15 protein-coding genes are annotated in these 19,704 nt (G+C 46.1%); 8 read left to right on the forward strand and 7 right to left on the reverse strand.

Annotation, left to right across the window (positions count from 1 at the left end; all coding sequences use genetic code 11):
* The first annotated feature begins 10 nt into the window (after positions 1-10).
* Positions 11-988 (forward strand): ABC transporter ATP-binding protein, encoded by a 978-nt coding sequence (locus tag ACOGW3_RS02005; RefSeq protein ID WP_419901419.1) that lies wholly within the window; start codon positions 11-13, stop codon positions 986-988.
* On the forward strand, positions 985-1,974 hold the full coding sequence (locus tag ACOGW3_RS02010; RefSeq protein WP_419901420.1) for an ABC transporter ATP-binding protein: 990 nt from the start codon (positions 985-987) through the stop codon (positions 1,972-1,974). Before ACOGW3_RS02005 ends, ACOGW3_RS02010 begins: the two co-directional genes overlap by 4 nt.
* Here ACOGW3_RS02010 and ACOGW3_RS02015 read toward each other — a convergent pair.
* On the reverse strand, positions 1,929-2,099 hold the full coding sequence (locus ACOGW3_RS02015; protein WP_419901421.1) for a hypothetical protein: 171 nt from the start codon (positions 2,097-2,099) through the stop codon (positions 1,929-1,931). The genes ACOGW3_RS02010 and ACOGW3_RS02015 overlap by 46 nt on opposite strands.
* Here ACOGW3_RS02015 and ACOGW3_RS02020 point away from each other — a divergent pair.
* Positions 2,086-3,318 (forward strand): ISL3 family transposase, encoded by a 1,233-nt coding sequence (locus ACOGW3_RS02020; RefSeq protein ID WP_419901077.1) that lies wholly within the window; start codon positions 2,086-2,088, stop codon positions 3,316-3,318. The two genes, ACOGW3_RS02015 and ACOGW3_RS02020, sit on opposite strands and share 14 nt — an antisense overlap.
* Before the next feature lie 123 nt (positions 3,319-3,441).
* On the opposite strand, the gene ACOGW3_RS02025 is transcribed toward ACOGW3_RS02020, so the two are convergent.
* Both ACOGW3_RS02025 and ACOGW3_RS02030 read right to left on the reverse strand, forming a co-directional pair.
* Positions 3,442-4,863: an amidase gene (locus ACOGW3_RS02025; RefSeq protein WP_419901422.1), complete on the reverse strand. Its 1,422-nt coding sequence runs from the start codon at positions 4,861-4,863 to the stop codon at positions 3,442-3,444.
* 71 nt (positions 4,864-4,934) lie between these two features.
* On the reverse strand, positions 4,935-5,897 hold the full coding sequence (locus ACOGW3_RS02030) for a LysR substrate-binding domain-containing protein (protein ID WP_419901423.1): 963 nt from the start codon (positions 5,895-5,897) through the stop codon (positions 4,935-4,937).
* A gap of 185 nt (positions 5,898-6,082) precedes the next feature.
* Here ACOGW3_RS02030 and ACOGW3_RS02035 point away from each other — a divergent pair, with 185 nt between their 5' ends.
* The 3 genes from ACOGW3_RS02035 to ACOGW3_RS02045 all read left to right on the forward strand — a co-directional run bounded on the left by ACOGW3_RS02035 (position 6,083) and on the right by ACOGW3_RS02045 (position 9,979).
* A complete protein-coding gene (locus tag ACOGW3_RS02035) occupies positions 6,083-7,540 on the forward strand; it encodes a catalase (RefSeq protein WP_419901424.1) in 1,458 nt (485 codons plus the stop codon).
* Between the two features lie 307 nt (positions 7,541-7,847).
* Positions 7,848-9,425, forward strand: coding sequence for a PAS domain-containing sensor histidine kinase (locus ACOGW3_RS02040; RefSeq protein ID WP_419901425.1), 1,578 nt, complete (start codon positions 7,848-7,850; stop codon positions 9,423-9,425).
* A 74-nt stretch (positions 9,426-9,499) separates the two neighbouring features.
* On the forward strand, positions 9,500-9,979 hold the full coding sequence (locus tag ACOGW3_RS02045) for a hypothetical protein (RefSeq protein ID WP_419901426.1): 480 nt from the start codon (positions 9,500-9,502) through the stop codon (positions 9,977-9,979).
* Between the two features lie 98 nt (positions 9,980-10,077).
* Here ACOGW3_RS02045 and ACOGW3_RS02050 read toward each other — a convergent pair whose 3' ends face one another.
* From ACOGW3_RS02050 to ACOGW3_RS02060, 3 genes are all read right to left on the reverse strand, one after another.
* Positions 10,078-10,671, reverse strand: coding sequence for a cytochrome P460 family protein (locus tag ACOGW3_RS02050; protein ID WP_419901427.1), 594 nt, complete (start codon positions 10,669-10,671; stop codon positions 10,078-10,080).
* 233 nt (positions 10,672-10,904) lie between these two features.
* Positions 10,905-13,676: a formate dehydrogenase subunit alpha gene (gene fdhF, locus ACOGW3_RS02055; RefSeq protein WP_419901428.1), complete on the reverse strand. Its 2,772-nt coding sequence runs from the start codon at positions 13,674-13,676 to the stop codon at positions 10,905-10,907.
* Between the two features lie 8 nt (positions 13,677-13,684).
* Positions 13,685-15,415, reverse strand: a complete 1,731-nt coding sequence (locus ACOGW3_RS02060; protein ID WP_419901429.1) for an NAD(P)H-dependent oxidoreductase subunit E — start codon at positions 15,413-15,415, stop codon at positions 13,685-13,687.
* Positions 15,416-15,804: 389 nt separating this feature from the next.
* On the opposite strand from ACOGW3_RS02060, the gene ACOGW3_RS02065 reads away from it, so the two are divergent.
* Positions 15,805-16,440, forward strand: coding sequence for a histidine phosphotransferase family protein (locus ACOGW3_RS02065; RefSeq protein WP_419901430.1), 636 nt, complete (start codon positions 15,805-15,807; stop codon positions 16,438-16,440).
* A gap of 267 nt (positions 16,441-16,707) precedes the next feature.
* Positions 16,708-17,733, forward strand: coding sequence for a Fe(3+) ABC transporter substrate-binding protein (locus ACOGW3_RS02070; protein ID WP_419901431.1), 1,026 nt, complete (start codon positions 16,708-16,710; stop codon positions 17,731-17,733).
* Between the two features lie 154 nt (positions 17,734-17,887).
* Here ACOGW3_RS02070 and ACOGW3_RS02075 read toward each other — a convergent pair whose 3' ends face one another.
* A complete protein-coding gene (locus ACOGW3_RS02075; RefSeq protein WP_419901432.1) occupies positions 17,888-19,597 on the reverse strand; it encodes an ABC transporter permease in 1,710 nt (569 codons plus the stop codon).
* Positions 19,598-19,704: the final 107 nt, after the last annotated feature.

The raw sequence follows: 19,704 nt of genomic DNA on the forward strand, positions 1-19,704 counted from the left end.
GGGCTAGAACATGAGTGATATTATTCTTGAGGTAAAAGACCTCTCGGTTACTTTCTCAACACCCGAAGGCCCTGTTAACGCTGTTAACAACCTGAACTTTACGATTAAGGCCGGTGAAGCTTTGGGGATTGTTGGAGAATCAGGTTCTGGAAAAAGCCAGACCTTCCTAGCCATTATGGGACTGTTGGCCTCAAATGGAACAACGACAGGCAGTGCTAAGCTGTTGGGGAAAGAGCTGATCGGTTTGAGCCCTGATGAGTTAAACAAGATCCGCGGTCAGTCTATGTCCATGATCTTCCAAGACCCAATGACGTCTTTGAACCCCTATCTCAAAGTTTCAAAGCAGCTCACCGAAGTGCTCGTTTTGCACAAAAGCATGAGCGAAAAAGATGCTAGGGCTACAGCTCTTCAGATGTTGGATAAGGTTGGTATCCCGGAAGCAAAAAGTCGCTTTGATATGTACCCGCATGAGTTTTCAGGGGGGATGCGTCAAAGAGTGATGATTGCTATGGCTCTGCTTTGTGAACCAGCCTTGCTTATTGCTGATGAACCAACAACTGCTTTGGACGTTACAATTCAGGCTCAAATTCTTGATCTGATGAGAGATCTTAAGAGCGAGTTCAATACGGCTATTGTCATGATCACCCATGACCTCGGTGTCGTTGCTGGTTTGTGTAATACCCTTAATGTGATGTACGCAGGCCGGATAGTAGAACGTGCTCCAGTAGATGATATCTACGCGGGCCCGCGTCACCCCTATACACAAGGGCTTTTGGCTTCAACTCCGCGGTTGGATGAAAAAACGCATGACAATGAGTTGGTTACGATTGCGGGACAACCACCTAACTTGCAGCGGCTTCCGCAAGGATGTGCATTTGCGCCGCGGTGCTCGCACGTAAAAGATCGATGCCTGTGTGAAAAACCGCCTTTATTTTTAACGCCGAGCGGTAGCCAAAACGCGTGTTATCGGGAGGAGGGGGTATCATGAATAATTCTCAGGAAGTCCTTCTCGATGTGAAGGATCTAAAAGTACATTTCTCAATTCCAAGCGGTAAGTTATTCCAAAAACCAGGAACACTGAAGGCTGTCGATGGTGTGTCGTTCCAGGTTCGAGCGGGAGAGACTCTCGGTGTGGTGGGTGAGTCCGGTTGTGGCAAGTCGACGCTTGGCCGTGCAGTTTTGCGGTTGCTGGAGCCGACAGCTGGTAACGTTGCGTGGTTTGGCCAGGAAATGGGAGATATGAAATCTGGGGAGCTTCGAAATGTGCGCTCAGATCTTCAGGTCATTTTTCAAGATCCCTTGGCTTCTCTTGATCCGCGCATGACGATTGGACAGATCATTTCTGAACCCTTGATTACACATTACCCTAAATTGTCTAAGGATGAGGTCAAAGCTAAAGTCAAAGCTATGATGTCCAAAGTCGGGCTGTTACCTGAACAGATAAATCGTTACCCGCATGAATTTTCCGGTGGACAGTGCCAACGTATTGGTATCGCCCGTGCGATGATTCTTGAGCCAAAGATGATTGTTTGTGACGAAGCTGTCAGTGCTCTGGATGTGTCTATTCAGGCTCAAATTGTGAACCTTCTCATGGGGTTGCAAAAAGAGTTTGGGCTCAGCTTAATCTTTATCTCCCACAACCTGAGTGTGGTCCGGCATATTAGTCACAGGATTATGGTGCTCTATCTTGGACGAATGATGGAAGTGGCAGATAGAGAGCAGATCTATACCAAACCTCTTCATCCCTACACCAAGGCACTCATTTCCGCGGTACCAATTCCAGACCCGGCTATTGAACGGAACAAAGAACACGTTCCGTTGAAGGGGGATCTCCCAAGTCCATTGAACCCACCATCGGGATGCGTGTTTAGAACACGCTGTCCCTTTGCCAAGGATCTCTGTGCTTCTAAAGTTCCTGAATTAAAAGTCTATGATGGGAAAAGAGAAGCGGCGTGCCATTTTATTGAAGAGTGAAGTTGTTTATTTTTTTGGCTCTTCTCCGCTTTGTTGAGTAGAAAAAGATGCCGACCGCCAAGTAACCTGTTGATATGTATGGTTTCTGATAACTTTACATAGAGCAGGTATATGACAATCAACATCTCGCAGCATATTTTAGGCCTCAAAGGGCAACGTGTAAATGAAATTAAACTGGATGACGGCGGTGTTAAGATTGTCATTCACTGCAGCCGAGACGCGCGTAGGAGGGCTATAGACCCTGCTACAGGCCAGAAGGGAAGCATCAACCAGCATGTCCGCCGACAAGTAAACGACATCCCCCTTTTTGGGTATCCTTGTGTGGTCGAGATTGAGCTGGCGCAGGTTTATATTAACAAGGGCGAACGCCGCATTGAGGGGTGTGATTTTGTTGATAAAGGGTGCCGTTTCACTCACCGATTTTGCCGACTGATCAGTGGATTATGTCGGCATATGTCTATTCAAGCGGTTTCCAGACATTTGGATATACGATGGGAAACGGTCAAGAATATCGACAGGGCATACCTTATTGAAACTCTCCCTACGCTTGATCCTGCAGAGCTAACTGGCTTGGAATATATTGGTGTAGATGAAGTTGCCCGGGCGAAAGGTCATGACTACATGACGGTGGTCTACGATATGGTTGGCGGTCATCTGATCTGGGTTGAAGCAGGCCGAACTGCCGAGGTTTTTTCAAGGTTTTTGAAACAACTGCAACCAGATACAGCCTGCAAAATAAAGGCCGTAGCGATGGATATGGGGCCTGCCTACCAAAAGGCTGTCAGAGAGTCCTTGCCGTTGGCCGACATAGTATTTGACCGTTTCCACGTCATGAAAAACTACAGCAAAGCTATCCATAATCAGCGTCGACTTGAGTTCAGAAAGGCCGATCCAAGTGGTAAAGAGTTGATGAAAGGGACACATTATCTGTTGCTCAAAAATGCGGATAAGTTGAGTGAAAAACAAAGTGACAAGCTGCAAAGGTTGCTGGAGAGCAATAGCAACCTGAATGCACTTTACGTCTTGAAAGAACAGCTTCAGCTGCTGTGGAGTGCCGCTTCATTTGAGGCGATGGCGGAGCAACTGGAACGTTGGTGCCTGATAGCAGATCAGTCACAGATGCTCTATCTAAAAAAGTTCGCGAAATCCCTACGGAAACATTGTGTGGGCATCTGCAACTACGCCAAACACAAGCTCACAAGCGCCAGGATAGAGGCTGGTAATGTCAGTATAGGAATGATCCGTAAGCGAGCCAGAGGCATCAAGGATACCGAATACTTCAAACTCAAAATTAGACAATCATCCATTCCAGATAATCAATCTATGCTCTATTTGAAATCCTAAATCTACTCAACAAAGCGGAGAAGTGCCATTTTTTTTGGCTGAATTTTTAATCCCTTAAACAGCTAGGTGGTATAAAAAAAGCTGTACTTTCCCTAGGAAGTACAGCTTTTTTGTAAGTAGAACTTAAGGCGCTGGCGTAACTGGTGTGGGTGTTTTAGGTAAAATTTCTTCCAAGGCATTGGCTGCAGATAGAAGCCGACCTTCCCCTTGAGGTTTACCCACAATTTGTAGTCCGACAGGAAGGCCAGACTTGGTAAAACCACAGGGAATGGAAATTGCGGGGGAGGCCGTTAGGGTAATAGTGGAAACAATAGCCAGCCAGTCGATATAGGTTTCCAGTTTTTGTCCTGCACACTCATCGACATATCGTTGCTCAATAGGGAAGGGCGGGACGATTGTGGTTGGACAAAGCAAAAGGTCATAATCCGTAAAAAAGCTTTGCATGCGATAATAGATTTCACCGCGCTTGCGTTCTGCCCAGGCGATATCTTCCGCGCTAAGTGAACGTCCGTATTCAATGTTCCAGATAATATCTTCTTTAAGCTTGTCCCTATGTTGGTCGAGCAGGGGCCCAAGGCCGATGACAAAATCCAATCCTCGCAAACGTTTGAATACCTCTGGTGCTTCACTTAGCTCTGGTGTTGCTTCTTCGACAATGACACCCGCTTCTTCAAAACTCAGTGCAGCCTGAGCACAAATTTCAGCAATCTCTGGATCGACGGGTGTAACACCTAGATCAGGACTAAATGCAACTTTCATTGGCTTTAGTTTTTGTTTTGTAATGCTTAAAAAGCTGGCCTCTGTGGCGGGCTGAGCAAGGGGGTTCGCATTGTGAAAGCCCACCATGGCATCCAGTAACAAAGCCGTATCCGCGACGTTACGTGCCATCGGCCCTTGCATGGAAAGGGTTTGGAAGGGTGAGGTGCCGGGACCGTCTGCGAGCCGATGCATAGAGGGGCGGAGGCCAACAACACCACAGAAGCTAGCCGGATTGCGGAGTGAGCCACCCATGTCAGATCCATGTGCAAGCCAGGCACATCCTGTCGCCAGTGCGGCAGCAGCACCACCCGAAGAGCCCGCTGCTGATTTACTCAAATCCCACGGGTTTCTTGTTGTGCCAAGAACTGGGTTAAAGGTGTGTGCTCCTGCGCCAAATTCAGGCGTATTGGATTTTGCGTAAACAACGGCTCCGTTGGTTTCCATCGTTTCCACCAGAGCATCAGACCAGTCAGGAATTCTGTTGGCAAAAATGGGACTACCAGAGGTCGTTCTTACGCCTTTGATCGCTGTGAGATCTTTAATGGGAACCGGTATACCAGCAAGAAGACCTCGGTCCTCAAGAGGCTTTTTTTCTAGTTCCTTGGCAAAGACGCGTGCGCGATCAAAGCATAGGGTCGGCAGGGCATTCACGGGACCATCGACGGCTTCTATCCTGTCTTCTAATGCATCCAGTAGTTCCGAGGGGCTGACTTCATTTTTAACCAGTAGCTCTTTGATTTCACAAGCTGTCGCTTGAATGAGTTGTTCTGAAGAAATCTTTGTCATGGTGAAGGTCGCTCTGCTGGAAGGACGTCGAAAGATAGCGGGATAGTATCATGCAAAAATCTGTATTGCATCTAATGGTCTGTAATTGTTGATCCCATCCGGCTCTGGAAATTATCTATTTGTTCTTTAGCTCTGTCAGACAGGATTTCTGCCAATAGCTTAAGTTCCTCTTTCCGAACAGAACTGTTTCGCCAAGCGAGGCCGAGTTTTCTATGGCTATCTTGGCCCTTTAGGGGGGATAGACGAATGTTGGTTCCCTCAAGCAAGGATGTCTGGCAGGCAAGTGAAGGAAGCAGCGTTATGCCGAGACCATTGGCCACCATGTGAACGAGAGTAAGAAGGCTGGAGGCTTGGAGTGTTTGACCGGGTTTTAGATTGTAGGCATGACAGGCTTCAAGTGCATGATCTCTCAGACAATGACCTTCTTCGAGCAGGATTAATTCCTTTTGAAAGGGTTCTGTTTCGAGCAGGTGATTAATGTCTGATGATGTCATCTTGGTTATTGGATGATCAGAGGGGTGAGCGAGAAGAAAGGGGTCTTCTGCCAATTCAGTCCATTCTAAACCGGGTTCGTCATAGGGAAAGGCCATCAGGGCGGCGTCTAATGTGCCCTCACGGATACGCTTTACCAAACGTGCGGTTTCGTCCTCAACAAGGTAGAGCCGTAATTCTGGGTAATCCTCGCGCAGTATGGGAAGGGTCTGCGGAAGAAGATAAGGGGCAATGGTCGGAATTGCGCCCAGTTTAAGATCACCAGACAATAATTTATCACCATGTCGGGCAAGAGTTGCGATCTCTTCGGCTTCTCGCAAAAGGCTAGTGGCACGTTTGGCGATTTCATTTCCAAGCTCTGTAAAAAGAACTCGTCGTTTGGTGCGTTCGACCAATTTGCAATTTAGCAGGCTTTCAAGTTCCTGCAGGCCAGCACTTAACGTTGATTGGGTTACGTTACAGGCCTCAGCCGCGTGACCAAAATGTCCGTGGCGCTCTAGCTCAACGAGGTACTTAAGTTGTTTCAGAGTAGGTAAATACATATTAATCGATTTAATTGATTACTGTGAGAAGAATAACTCGTTGGATCGATTTAATGCAAGTGCGTATTGTTCATTCCTCAGGCCGGCGCAACCAATAATCAAATCACCTCTGCCGGAAAAGCAATCAAAAATTATAACTGGCTTCGACGTTTTAAAAAGCTGGTTAAGGAGAGAAGGTATCGACGATGAAGAATAAGCTTACAACTGCATTTGGTGCTCCCGTAGTCGACAATCAGAACATACAAACCGCAGGTCCTCGCGGCCCTGCTTTGCTGCAAGATGTTTGGTTTTTGGAAAAAATGGCCCACTTTGACCGTGAGGTCATTCCAGAACGTCGGATGCATGCAAAAGGTTCTGCAGCCTATGGAACATTTACGGTGACCCACGATATTACCAAATACACCAAAGCGAAGATCTTCTCTGAGGTTGGTAAGAAAACCGACATGTTCCTCCGATTTTCTACCGTAGCAGGGGAGCGTGGTGCAGCAGATGCAGAGCGTGATATTCGTGGATTTGCGATGAAGTTTTATACCGAGGAAGGCAACTGGGATCTGGTTGGTAATAATACCCCGGTCTTTTTCCTTCGCGACCCGATGAAGTTCCCTGACCTCAATCATGCAGTAAAACGTGATCCTAAAACCAATATGCGTAGTGCTGACAACAATTGGGATTTCTGGACGAGCTTACCAGAAGCACTACACCAGATAACCATAGTGATGAGTGATCGTGGTATTCCTGCATCATACCGACACATGGATGGCTTTGGTAGTCATACCTTCAGCTTTATCAGCGCTGAAAATGAACGCTATTGGGTGAAATTTCATTTCAAAACTCAACAGGGTATCAAAAATCTTACCGATGAAGAAGCTAGTGAGCTGGTTGGGATTGATCGTGAAAGCCATCAACGCGACCTTTTCGATGCTATTGAAGAGGGTGAATTCCCTAAGTGGACTTTGTCTGTTCAGATAATGCCTGAAATAGACGCGGGTTCTTATAGATACAATCCGTTTGATTTGACCAAGGTGTGGCCGAAAGCGGATTATCCGCTCATTGAAGTTGGTGAGTTTGAACTTAATCGTAATCCTGAAAATTACTTTGCCGAGGTTGAGCAGTCAGCTTTTAACCCAGGCAATGTCGTTCCTGGAATTAGCTTCTCACCTGATAAGATGCTTCAGGGCCGATTGTTCTCTTATGGCGATACACAACGCTATCGTCTCGGGGTAAATCACAGCCAAATTCCGGTCAACGCCCCCAAATGTCCCTTCCATTCCTATCATCGGGACGGCGGCATGCGCGTAGACAGTAATGCTGGCGCACGGATTGGTTATGAACCTAATACTGTTGGTGAATGGAATGAACAGCCTGATTTTGCTGAGCCTCCGTTGTCGATCGAAGGGGCTGCTGATCACTGGAACCATCGGGAAGATGAAGATTATTATTCTCAGCCACGGGCTCTATTCCAGATAATGTCAGCAGAACAACAGCAGACTTTGTTTGAGAACACGGCACGTGCGGTAGGTGGGGCCCGTCTAGATATCCAGCATCGGCACATTCGCAATTGTTATAAGGCTGACCCAGCTTATGGGGCAGGTGTCGCAAAAGCGCTCGGGTTAAATGCTGAAGAAATTGCTGCCGCGGAATAGCGTGTCTATTTCCAGGTAGTACTGGAGGGAGGAACCGCGCCGGGTTCCTCTCTCTGTTTTTATATAATTCTCAGGTTGGATTAGTTTCAATTAAAAATTTTACGTGTATTTATAAATCTACTTATGGCTGCTGATTTTTAGGTAAAAATTCTCTCTACGTAAATATTACAAAGATATTATAGTTAACGGAGTTCTTTTTATTTGATCTTTTGATTTCTTTTTGTTTTGTCATGCATAGAACGGAACTTTCTTATATTTGTATTGGTTAAATAAGGGTCCGTAGTATCTAGTTTTATACGGGCTTTGTATGACTATCGAGCATTCGAAAGAGTGTGCTCTTACTTCTGGTATTCGAAGTAATGTGAGCAACTTATTTCTAGAACATAGTATTGAAGCTGTCATTGTAACGGATGTGGCGGGTACTGTCGTTTACTCAAATCCTGCAGTATTCCGAAATTTTGGTTACGCTTCTGCTGACCTAATCGGTCGGAACATTTTTGATTTTATCGATGTGTCCGCAAATGATCAGACGACTTTGCTGACAATAGATACCCAGTACGATACAGAAGAGCCAATTCTTGGTGTTTTTGACACTACAGAGGCTGCAGATATTGACGTTCAATTACGTTCCTACCAATTAGAAAATAACCTCCCAACTCAACGAATGTTTTTAGTTCGCGATATCAGTACAAGGATGTCGATACGAAGAGAGCTAAAATCATCGCAGCAATTAATGAGCCGTATCGTTGAAGGTGTTGGTGATGCAATTGTTGCTACAGATAAAGAAGGCCAACTGACCCTGTTCAACAAGGGGGCGGAGACCATATTCGGGTATAGTGCTGATGAGGCTATCGGTAAAAATTTATCAATACTGATCCCGGACGATCTCAATCACACCCACCAAGAGCATCTCTTGAACTTTCAAGGGACTGAATTCCCGACACGCAACATGGGGATGAGAGGTAGTATTTCCGGGCTTCGAAAAAATGGAACAGCATTCCCCGCAGAAGCAACAATTATGAGAATCAATGACGACGAGGATTTGATTTTTGCAGCTGTGGTGCGTGATGTTTCCGAAAGTATCTTGGTGCAAAATGAATTGGAAGAAGCCAAGGAAATGGCTGAAATAGCCAATCAGATGAAATCCTCATTTCTTGCAAATATGAGCCACGAGCTTAGAACGCCTCTGAATGCTATTATCGGATTTTCAGAGTTTATTACCGAAGAACATCTCGGCAGGTTAGAGCACGTAAAATATCGTGAATATATTGGTGATATTCTCAACAGTGGGCGACATCTACTCACCATTGTAAATGATATTCTCGACCTTTCCCGGGTTGAGGCGGGTGAAATACGGCTTAATGAGACGGTTGTCTGTATTCGTCAGTCTATTGTGTCCGCCTATCGTTTTGTGACTCGCCAAGCCAAAGCTAAAAACATTTCCCTTAACGTGGATATTGACGAAAATCTACCTTACCTCTTTGCAGATGAACGGATTTTGAAGCAGGTCGTTATTAACCTGGCAACCAATGCTGTGAAGTTTACCCCTGAAGGCGGCTCCATAAAGGCGAGTGTAAAATACCTAGGCGATAACGGGCGAATTGCCATTGTTATATCTGATACAGGTATAGGTATTGCCCCAGAAGATTTGGATCGGGTAATCAAGCCTTTTGAACAGTCAGAATCTAGCTATACCAAAACCATTGAAGGCACCGGATTGGGACTTTCATTGGCTCAGTCACTGATGGAATTACACGGGGGAGAGCTTTCCATAGAAAGCGAACTGGGCACAGGCACTTCGGTTCACCTTACTTTCCCTGCTGAACGTGTGCTTTCTCCATCAGAGATAAAGCTAGATCAAACAATGAAGAAACGGTCAGCGTAGTTTTTTTATAAGAAGCGACAGGTTCTCCGTTTTCAAGCGTTCTAACTCCATAATCCAAAATGGAGGGGCGTCACATGAAGTTCATTAAATTATTTCTGCCATCAACAGCATTACTTTTATCCATATTTGCGAGCAACGTGGCAATGGCTCGACCTGTCAAAACAGTTTTTATCTATAACTCCCAATCTGCTGCTCATAATAAATATGTACTACCTGCGCAAGGCGTTGGCCACGCTCATCGGGTGAAACGGAAACAGCCAGTTTATGTCATCTATGCGCCAGTTAAATTAAAGCAGAGACATTTCAAAAAACTGTCTTCTTTTCAGCGAGTGCGGTTTGAAAACGCATTTCTCTCTGCTGTGACGGTTTCAAATGGAAGCCCTGTTTACTGGAATGTAAATGGGTCATCAGGATCTGTAATCGTCTATAAGGAAGCTTCGCTGGGAGAGGGCTGTCGATCCTATATCCAAACAGTAACCATTAATGGTAAGCAGGAAAAACTTCGTGGAATTGCCTGCCGTCAATCGAATAATAGCTGGAAGATAATTTCTTGATAATCGAAACACAAAAATCGTTTTAGAAATCAAGTGCACATAAAAAAGGCAGAGCTAATTTCAGCTCTGCCTTTGAAAAGAAAATCGTATTTAGAAGTTTAATTTTGAACCCGGTAATCTTCTTCTGGGAAGAAGAGATAGTCTTGGTCTTCGCCTACAGCATTGTGACAATCGGCACAAAATTTAACTTTTTTGGAGTTCACACCGTTTGTTTCTCCAAAGATTTTTCCGCTTGGCGTGATGAGTGTGTATTTCCAATCGCCATCTTCCGGGCTAAAGCCTGCTGCCATTTTTTCCATGAGGAAAAGAGGTCCCGGCTTCACACCCTTCTTAGTTACTTTAAAGCTGTCTTTCGCGACAATCGCGCCAACGGGGAGGGTACCAATGTCTTCATATTTCCCGTAAGCTTTTGCCAGATCATTGGCATAGTTATGCACTAAACGCCCACCATGAGTACTGGATTTGTGAGGCCCGACAGTATAGCGATCCCAATTAAAATACACTGTAGAGACAGGGTGTTCTGATTTAGCGTAACCAGCCCGGAGTTTTGGTGAAAGTGCTTCGTAGTGTTCGACGGCTTTCTCATCAGAAACTTCTTCGGCAGTAACAGTAGCTGGAGCCAAAAATAAAGCTGGAATAAAGGCCGCGCTGAGGGTCAGCATTTTTAGAGTTGCGTTGATCGCTTTTGTCATGTGGGTGTTCTCCGGTTTCCTGACTGTCACCGATTTTCGTAGTACCCGTTATATCGGTGTTTAAAATATCAGTGTTTTGTTCTTATTTTAGATAACACTGATATAAAAAAAATGGAGTAAAGCCTCTTCACGTTCGAGTGAGATCTCTGCTTATGCTGTTCAGAAAATAAGGTTAAACGCAGAAGGGGCCGCAACTTGGTTGCGGCCCCTTCTGTTAGTAATTGAGCTTTAGTTTACTCAGCAGCTACTGCCAAGGGTTCTAGCCTTGCTGCGCTGTACTTAAACTCAGGGATCTTGCCGAAAGGATCAAGTTGCGGATTAGTCAGCATGTTTGCCGCTGCTTCAGAGAAACAGAACGGCATAAAGATCATGCCTTCAGGTACTTCACGGTCCTGCCTAACTTTCAGGCTCACAGTTCCGCGACGCGTGCTTACTGAAACCCAATCACCAGCAGTGACGCCCAGGTTGTTCATATCCAGACGGTTAACAAAGACCACAGCTTCGGGCTCAAGATTATCGAGAACCTCAGAGCGACGGGTCATCGCGCCTGTATGCCAGTGCTCCAGAAGTCGACCAGTTGTGAGTACCAGTGGGAACTCTTTATCTGGAAGTTCTGCCGGATCGATCAGAGCAGTTGATACGAGTTTTCCGCGGCCTGATGCTGTTGGGAAACCTTGGGCGAAGAGAATTTCAGTTCCTGGACCATCTTCGCTGGAGCAAGGATAGGTTACAACTTCTTCCCGCTCGAGGCGATCCCAGGTGATGTTGTTCAGTGATGGCATGATCTGAGCCATTTCATTGAACACATCTTTGGGGTGAGTGTAAGACCAGTCAAGACCCATGCGCTGAGCGAGTTCCTGGATCAATTCCCAATCCTGGCGCGCTTCCCCTGGAGGAGAGACCGCAGCACGACCGATTTGAACCTGACGGTTGGTATTGGTGAAAGTGCCGTCTTTTTCTGCATGCGCAGAAGACGGTAAAATCACATCAGCATGCCAGGCCGTTTCCGTCATAAAGATATCCTGAACCACAAGATGCTCTAGTTTAGAAAGTGCTTCACGCGCATGGTGTTGGTCAGGATCAGACATTGCAGGGTTTTCTCCCTGAATGAACATGCCCGTGACGTTACCATCGTGGATCGCATCCATGGTTTCAACGACTGTCAGACCTTTTTGACGGTCAAGTTCCATGCCCCAGAAATCTTCCATACGAGTACGAATTTCTTCGTTCTCTACGGATTGGTAATCAGGGTAGAGCATCGGGATCAGGCCGGCATCAGAAGAGCCCTGAACGTTGTTTTGTCCACGAAGCGGGTGCAGACCTGTGCCTGGGCGACCGATCTGTCCTGTGATCAGGGACATTGCGATCAGGCTGCGAACGTTGTCTGTTCCATGGGTATGTTGCGATACACCCATGCCCCATAGAATAAGGGAAGCTTCTGATGTGGCGTATACACGTGCGGTTTCACGCAGCGTTTGGGCATCGATACCACAGATTTCAGCCATATCTTCTGGAGAGAATTCTTTGATGTTTTCTTTCAGTTCTTCGAAGCCTTCTGTATTGGCTTGAACGTACTGAACATCATAGAGGTTCTCTTCGATAATCGTGTAAATCATCGCGTTAAGCATGGCCACGTCACGGCCAGGCTTAAACTGCAGATGTTTGTCTGCGTATTTAACCAAATTTTGTCCGCGAGGATCCAATACGAACAAGTGCTTGTTTGGATCTTTGGCAGCTTGTTTGATGTAGCTTGCAGCCACTGGGTGGTTTTGTCCCGGACGACAGCCAATGATGATAATGCATTCAGCTTCAGCGACCGATGTGAACGGAGCGGATACGGCACCCGAGCCAACCCCTTCCATAAGCGCGGCCACAGATGAAGCGTGACAAAGACGGGTACAGTGATCGACGTTGTTGCTTCCAAATCCAGTACGTACCAGTTTCTGGAACAGGTAAGCTTCTTCGTTAGAGCCTTTCGCTGAGCCAAAACCAGCTAGAGATTTAGGGCCTTTTTCGTTGCGGATCTTGCTCAAGCCAGAAGTGGCACGCTCAAGAGCTTCTTCCCAGGTTGCTTCACGGAAATATTCTGAGAAGTCATTATCAGGAACGCCGATGTCCCAACCACTTGGAGCATCATCGCGACGGATTAGCGGTTTGGTCAAACGGTTTGCATTGTGGATATAATCAAAACCAAAACGACCTTTAACACAAAGGCGCTTTTCATTTGCAGGACCGTCGCGGCCGTCCACTTTAAGAATTTTGTCGTCTTTGACGTGAACTTCGGTCTGGCAACCAACACCACAGAATGGGCAGACAGAGTTAACGATCTCATCAGCATATTCTTCACGTTGGCCAGCATCGTTGAGCAGGGCGCTTTCCATAAGCGCGCCTGTTGGACAAGCTTGAACACATTCGCCACAAGCGACACAGGTACTTTCACCCATGTCAGCGCCAAAATCGAACACAACACTCGATTTAGATCCACGGAAGGCCATGCCGATAACATCGTTTACCTGAACGTCACGGCAAGCGCGGACACACAGGTTACAGTTGATGCAAGCGTCAAGGTTTACCGCGATTGCGGTATGACTTAAATCGGGTGCTGGACGCTCGTGAGCCGGGAAGCGACTGGAGGTAACGCCGATATCAGAAGCCCAGTTCCAGAATTTAGAGTTAGGTTCATGGGTTTCTTCACGCGCAGGTTGGTCGGCTACAAGGAGCTCAAAAACCATTTCCCGTGCTTTTTTAGCACGTTCGGTCGCTGTGTTAACCACCATGCCCTCAGCAGGCTCTCGTATGCATGAGGCCGCCAGAGTGCGTTCGCCTTCGATTTCCACCATGCAGGTACGGCAGTTACCATCTGCTTCGTAGCCTGGCTCTGGTTGAAAACACAGGTGTGGGATTTCTGTGCCGAGACGATCAGCAACCTGCCAGATTGATTCACCTGGCATGGATGTTACCTGGTCGCCGTTCAGAGTGAAGCTTACCGGTTTATCATTTGTCATAACGGACATTATAGTTCCTCCGGAAAGTGTTTCATCACTGAGAGCAGTGGATTAGGGGCAGCTTGACCGAGACCGCAGATGGATGCATCCATCATCACGGTTGAAAGTTCTTTTAAGAGGTCCTGGTCCCAGGTGTCTTTTTCCATGAGGCTGACAGCCTTTTCCGTGCCTGTACGACAAGGGGTGCACTGGCCACAACTTTCATCTTCGAAAAAGCGCATCAGGTTCATAGCAACTTCACGCATATTGTCCTGATCGGATAGAACGATTACAGCGGCAGATCCGATGAAGCAGTCATGTTCTTGCAGGGTATCAAAATCGAGAGGGATATCCCCAAGAGATGCAGGTAGAATTCCGCCTGAAGCTCCACCAGGGAGATAAGCTTTGAATTCTTGACCATCAGCCATACCGTCGCAATATTCTTCGATAAGTTCTTTGATGGTTATACCTGCAGGCGCAAATTTAACCCCGGGATTTTTAACCCGGCCGGATACCGAAAATGATCTCAAACCCTTACGGCCGTTTCGACCGTGGCCTGTAAACCATTCTGGACCTTTTTCAATCAGATCCCGAACCCAATATACTGTCTCGATGTTGTTGGTGAGGGTTGGCAAACCAAAAAGACCAACCTGAGATGGGAAAGGAGGTTTGTGTCGAGGGTAGCCTTTTTTACCTTCGATGGATTCAATCATTGCTGATTCTTCACCACAGATGTAAGCACCTGCACCGCGGCGAAGATCAAGTTTAATGCCGTTGTTTAGGCCCTCAGCATAAATGCGTTCGATTTCTTTTGTGAGGAGCTTGATAACTGCAGGGTATTCGTCACGGATATAGATGTAACTGGCTTCAACTTCACCAACCCAGGCGCCGATCAACATACCTTCTAAAAAACGGTGCGGATCAGTTTCCAGGTAGTGACGGTCTTTAAACGTTCCGGGTTCACCTTCATCGCCGTTGATTGCCATCAAACGAGGCTTTGGTTGCTGACGGATAATGCTCCACTTCAGCCCCGTCGGGAAACCAGCGCCACCAAGACCGCGTAGACCAGTGTTCTTTAACAGATCAACGATTTCGTCGCGATCATATTTGCCTTCATAACATTCCCGAAGAACTTTATAACCACCATCCGCGACGTAGGCATCGTAATCCCGGTAATCGACTTTGGCAGGGTGGAGATCTTTGTTTTCTGTAACAGCAACAATTTTTTCAACAGTCGCATGTTCAACATGGTTGTGACCGACTTCCGCCACGGGTGCGCAATCACAACGCCCCATACAAGGAGCAGTTATAACGCGCACATTTTTTGCCACAGCATCAGGAAGGTTTTTTAGAACGTCCTGAGCACCAGCCATTTCACAACTTAGGCTTTCGCAAACGCGGACTGTTATTTCAGCCGGTGCGGTCTCGCCGTCGAGAACGATGTCGAAGTGTGCGTAAAAAGAGGCGACCTCATAAACTTCAGCCATGGGAAGTTTCATCTCGTCGGCCAGAGCCTGTAGATGCCCGGCAGATAAACTGCCAAAGGTATCTTGAATCAGATGCAAGTGCTCGATCAAGAGGTCCCGCTGACGAGATCTATTGCCCAATAGGGATTTGATTTCTTCCTGCGCTTCATTCTCTAATTGTCGCCCTTTGGCGAAAACGGGAGGTTTACGACGTCCCGATCCTGGGTGGATCTGGCGCTTTACAGGAGGATTGTCCTTCTTAGAGGAAGAATCCAAGACAATACTATCCGACATTACTCATGCTACTCCACGACATTCGGCCTTTATTTAAAGGCGCGCTGCACCGGTTAGTCCGGCCTTACTATTTCTGGTTTTCGGTATCAATTCACCCGGGTACTCGCTTGATTATAGCTTAGTCGCATCATGCGGTTCTATCGTATTCCCGAAGCTTTCTGTGCCATTTTATAGTGCTTTTGCCTTAATGGATAGCTAGGACACAATCGCAAAGTCCTATGCTTTAATAGGGTTTTACTATTAATATGTATTTGTCTGAATATGCGGTGTCGTAAAGGGGTGATTTTTAGGTGGGTTTTTATGTCGGCATAACTGTGTTTTAATTTACTTATACCGTAGAGTTTGTATCTAGATTGTTTCCCATTGTTTGTGTGAGATTTTTATAAGTAATGAATAGTAAAATTGATTTTCGGGTACTCGAGCTTCTTTCATCCCGCTTGTGTCATGACCTTGTCGGACCAGTTGGCGCCGTCAACAACGGCCTTGAGCTTATGGAAGATGATTCTTTTGGTATGGCAGATGATGCGCTTAAGCTTGCTTCGTCATCGGCCACACAAGCAGCGGCGACGTTACAGTTTTACAGACTAGCTTATGGGCTAGCCGGTAGCCGAATGGGAAGTGATTACGCGACTTTGAACCAATTAGCTGTAAATTACCTTGCACATACAAAGGTTGATTTTAGCTGGCCCAATTTGTTAGCACCTGAAGGATTACCTGATAATGGGGGTAAAGTGTTACTCAACCTTATCGCTTTTGGTGTTGAGATGCTTCCCCGTGGTGGAACGATTACTGCCCTTAGCGGAAATTCGGATACCGGAACCTTCGTAGCTGTCACTGTCGCAGGAGAATCTGTTTCGATTCGAGAGGAAGTTCTCGAGGCCATTAAGGATAATGTTGATCCTGAAAATCTAACTCCACGCAATGTCCATGCTTATTTTACACGTTTTCTTGCAAAGAGAAGCGGTTCGGATCTTCTAATTAATAATTCTGTCGATGGGCATGTACAATTAATCGTATCGTTCTAATAAGTAGTCTAAGACAGTAAGCCTATTTACTAATTTATACTCAGAGTGACCCTGGGTAACCAAGGCTTGAAAATAAATAAGCAGCATTTCATTTGAAATGCTGCTTATTTATTGGAATCATTCTAGAAAATTTTGCGAATAAGTCTCATTTTCCCTATTGTGTGATTGCGAATGATTTGCAATATTCTTTTCCGTTTTACGAAAAGGTAAACATTCCAGGATAATTTTCATGTCACACCAAAGTGACACAAATAGGAGACGCTCGATATGAAGGCTGCTTGGTTAGCTACAACAGCTATGCTCACAGCTGCTGCTTTCGGTAGTACAGTTGCTCATGCAGAAGACGTTGTGAATGTATATTCATCTCGCCATTATCAAACTGATGATGCACTTTATGACAACTTCACCAAAGAAACCGGGATTAAGGTTAACTTGATCGAAGGTAAGGGTGCAGCTCTTATTGAACGTATTAAAAGTGAAGGCGCCAATAGCCCTGCTGATGTTCTAATTACTGTGGATGCCGGTAATTTGTGGCGCGCAGAACAAAAAGAAATCTTTCAAGAGGTTTCTTCATCTGAGTTAGATGCCCGCATTCCTGAAAACCTCCGCCACCCTAACCGTAAATGGTACGGTCTATCCACACGTGCACGAATGATCTTCTTTGATAACTCAAAAATCAAATCTGGTGAAATTTCCAGCTATGAAGATCTCGCCGATCCAAAGTGGAAAGGGAAAGTTTGTATCCGTAAAAGCTCAAATATCTACAACCAGTCTCTCTTGGCCTCTATGGTGGAAGAAAAGGGTGAAGAAGCTGCAGAAAAATGGGCAGCTGGTGTTGTTGCCAACTTCGCACGCGAGCCTGTAAAAGGTGATACAAACCAATTGCGTGGAATTGGTTCTGGCGAGTGTGAAATTGCTGTTGCAAATTCTTATTACTTTGTACGTCTACAGACTAAGCCAAAGGATCAGGATAAAGGTCTCGCCGATAAACTTGGCTACGTTTTCCCGAACCAAACCGATCGTGGTACTCACGTAAACATTTCCGGTGCCGGTGTGGTAAAGTCTTCTCCTAACAAAGAGGCAGCTGTTAAGTTCCTGGAATATCTTACGAGCAACCAGGCGCAGAGTTACTTTGCTGACGGGAATAACGAATTCCCAGTTGTTGACGGGGTTGCCCCTAACTCTGCTGTGAAGTCTCTTGGTGATTTCAAGGTAGATACAGTGAATGTTTCTGTATATGGCGCAAACCAAATTATAGCACAGAAAATTTTTGACCGTGTTGGTTGGCACTAATAATCCGATATCGGATGTATAAATAATAGAGAGTAATGCTTGATTGCTCTTTTGGCTAAAAACACCCCCGAGACTACAATCTGGTCTCGGGGGTGTTTTTTTATAACTACAGAAACCTGTTTGCCATACAAATCCTAATGGAAATAACCCATTGCTAAAGCTTTAGGTTTGTTTTTCCTGATAGGCTACCAGCTCGGCTCTTAGAGATTGCTTTTGTCAGAAGTATAAGGGGAAGAATTCCGACAAGAACGATAGTTAGAGATGCTGTGGAGGATTGGGAAAGGCGTTCATCTGAGGCCAGATTGTAAGCGTGTACGGCGAGGGTATCAAAGTTGAAGGGGCGCATGACAAGAGTTGCTGGAAGTTCTTTCATGACATCGACAAAGACAACAAGCCCTGCAGTCATAAGGCTCCCGCTCATAATGGGAATATGTACGTGCCAGAGTGTTTTGAGGGGGCCCCGGCCTAAAGTTCGCGAGGCATCTTCCATGCTTGGGCGTATCTTACCAAGGCCACTTTCAACGGTATTGAGAGAGACAGCCAGGAAGCGGACAAGATAGGCAAATATGAGTGCCGCAATCGATCCGGTAAGAAGTAAGCCAGTGGAGATGTCAAATGTGGCCCTCATCCAGGCATCAAAAGCATTATCTAATGTTGCGAGGGGGAATAGTGTGCCAATGGCAACAACCGTACCAGGTACAGCATAGCCCATGGATGCGATACGCGTAGCCCATTTTGATATAATGTTTGGCTGCATTCTATTGGTATAGGCAAGGAAAACACCAATTATTACAGCAGTGAAAGCAGTTACTGCGGCTAAGGTGAAGCTGTTAAACGCAAGTTTGAAAAATTTGGGTCCAAACTGTTCATCACCCAGACTTATCGTCATGTCGATCAGAATTACAGCCGGAAGAACAAAGCCAAGAAATAAAGGTAATGCACAAGCTGTTACAGCTACTATTTTTTTTATGCCTTTTAGTTGATAACCAGGCAGTTCTTGGTAGCGATTTGTCGCGTGGTGATACTTAGATTTTCCTCGACTGACCTTTTCCAGAACAAAAACGGTTAGAATGAAGAGGAGCAGATAAGTGGATAATTGTCGGGCAGCGGCAAGGTCCCCCATATTCGTCCAGGCATTCATGATCCCTGTTGTGAATGTTTGAACGCCAAAGAAGGACACCGTACCAAAATCAGCGAGTGTTTCCATTAAGGCAAGCGAGGTGCCGGCTATGATCGCAGGCCGCGCCAATGGAAGTGCAATTCGAAAGAAGCTTCCCCAGGGACTGCAGCCGAGTGTTCTTGATACTTCAAGCGCGCAAACGGATTGTTCCAAGAATGCAGCTCGAGCCAACATATATACATAAGGATATAGTACGAGTGACAACATCAATATCGCACCGCCTATAGAACGCACCTCTGGAAACCAATATTCTCTATATTCAACAGAGAACATATCTCGGATTAAAGCTTGGACAGGGCCACTAACTTGAAAGAAATCCGTGTATGTATAAGCCATTACGTAAGCCGGGACAGCGAGGGGGAGTATTAACGCCCACTCGAAAACACGGTGCCCAGGAAAACGGCACATGGTAACAAGCCATGCCGTTGTTGTGCCTATAATCGCGACAAGGATACCAACTCCTATAGCTAATACCGAGGTATTAAGGAGATAGCTTCCAAGAACGGTGCTGACCAAGTGATCCCAGACATCGCTCTTAGTGGTAAAAGCAGCACTGACCACATTAAGAATGGGAAATGCAAAAACCGAAGCTACAGCCAAGGCGATCCAGGTCCAGGAGCCGGCTTTTCTCTTGGATCGAATTTCAGGGTTATCGTTGTTAACCACATTTGGGTTTTGTGGCATTTTAATCGAATCCGTCAAACTTTATTCACACTGATCTTTTAATTGGTAACGAGTCTCAACTGGGAGCATGAGCTAATCTCTCAAGCTAGGGCTTGTAAAGGATAAAG

The organism is Kiloniella sp. (assembly GCF_965205715.1).
Taxonomy (GTDB): Bacteria; Pseudomonadota; Alphaproteobacteria; order Kiloniellales; family Kiloniellaceae; genus Kiloniella.